Genomic DNA, 1,428 nt, shown 5'->3' on the forward strand with positions numbered 1-1,428 from the left:
GGCGATCTGACGTGGCGATATCCATGCTTACTTTTATCTGTTCAGGAACGATCCTGGTTAGCGACAGATCCGGCAGCTCGTTAATGTCGAAAAAGCCAATATCGGTGGATTCGTGGCTTAATGCCAGACTTCCACCGATCTCTTCGCACAGGAATATAAGCTTGTAAACGTGCCAAGGGTAGGGTGGATGGCCATGAAGATTGCGATCCCACACGCCCAGCAGTTTTGTCACTTTTACGTTGAGCCCGGTTTCTTCTTTAACTTCCCGGCTCACGGCTATAGATGGCGTATCGCCAACGTCCGCCCAACCACCGGGTAAGCTCCATAGCCCATCGTCAGCCTCACGAACCATGAGAATTTTGCCTTCACGGAGGATAAATGCGCGAACGTCCGTTTTGGGGGTCGCATAACCGATTTCAGAGACGTGATTCCATGTCTTAGCGTCAATATCAAAGCGGGAGCCAATCAGCTCAACGGCCATCTGCTGAAGAGCTTCATAGCGCTCACGATCGAAAACATCTTTTGCATACGTAAGCCCGGTCTGGGCGATGGCATTGAGTTTTTTCGCAAGCTCGGTGATATCAACAACCTTTAAATCGTCTGGCATTGAGTTTTCCTCTGGTTGATCGTTATTGTTCTAGCGCGAATTGTGCATAGTGCGTGTCTGGCTGATTAGCTGACGCCAGGCGCGATTATGCAGGGTAAACAGCAGCATTTTATAGAAGGCAGTGGAACGGATACAGCCACCGCTGAGCAGCAGCATAACGACACTTACCAGTGCCGCTGTCAGGTTGACACCTTGCCAACTGGTACCGCTCAGCGTGCCGACCAGCGCAAAAAGAAGGTAGACTGCTGTCAACAGCAGGCTCAACAGCGCTAACGTAAGATGCACCCGCAGGGCACGCATACTGCCTTTGCCAATCATAAACATCGTCAAGCCATTGATGCCAGCAAACAGCAAAGCGATGGTCACTACCCACACGAACACTCTCTCAGCAGGCTGGTTTAGTGCGGCGAGTACGCCGTATCCCAACCACAGCTGCGGAATAGCAAAACTGACAATCACCCCAAGGGTGCTGATCGCCGCTGGAATGCCCATGGTATGCAGTCCCACCGGCTTACCCATTTGTTCGGCCAAGTGTGTTTTCAGCTGTTGCAGCTGCGTACTGCTGGCCTTGCTAATGCTGACCGCCACGTCGTTACAATATTGCCAGCGACGGGGTAATGCTTTAAACATTTGAATATCCTGCGCTTAGTTAGGGGGTGAATGACTGTAACGTCAGCGTCTGGGCATCAATTGACTGGTCGTTATGATTCATCCGGTTAAAAACAAAGAATGGAAATGATAGTCGTGTTGTGTATGCGAAGGGAAGGGTAAGAGTGCTGATTGTTATATGTTAGTGACTATGGGTAGGACTGCGGATGATA

At 50.5% G+C, this 1,428-nt stretch carries 2 protein-coding genes; both read right to left on the minus strand.

The genetic code is table 11. The features are described from left to right. Positions 1-607, minus strand: a 607-nt coding sequence (locus tag FN633_RS11020) for an NUDIX hydrolase (protein ID WP_154058912.1), incomplete at its 3' end; no start/stop codon positions are given. Between the two features lie 30 nt (positions 608-637). Then, entirely contained in the window at positions 638-1,237 is a 600-nt protein-coding gene (locus FN633_RS11025; protein WP_154057748.1) for a hypothetical protein, read from the minus strand. Positions 1,238-1,428 lie beyond the last annotated feature (191 nt).

This window comes from Pseudescherichia vulneris (genome assembly GCF_902164725.1).
Lineage (GTDB): Bacteria > Pseudomonadota > Gammaproteobacteria > Enterobacterales > Enterobacteriaceae > Pseudescherichia > Pseudescherichia vulneris.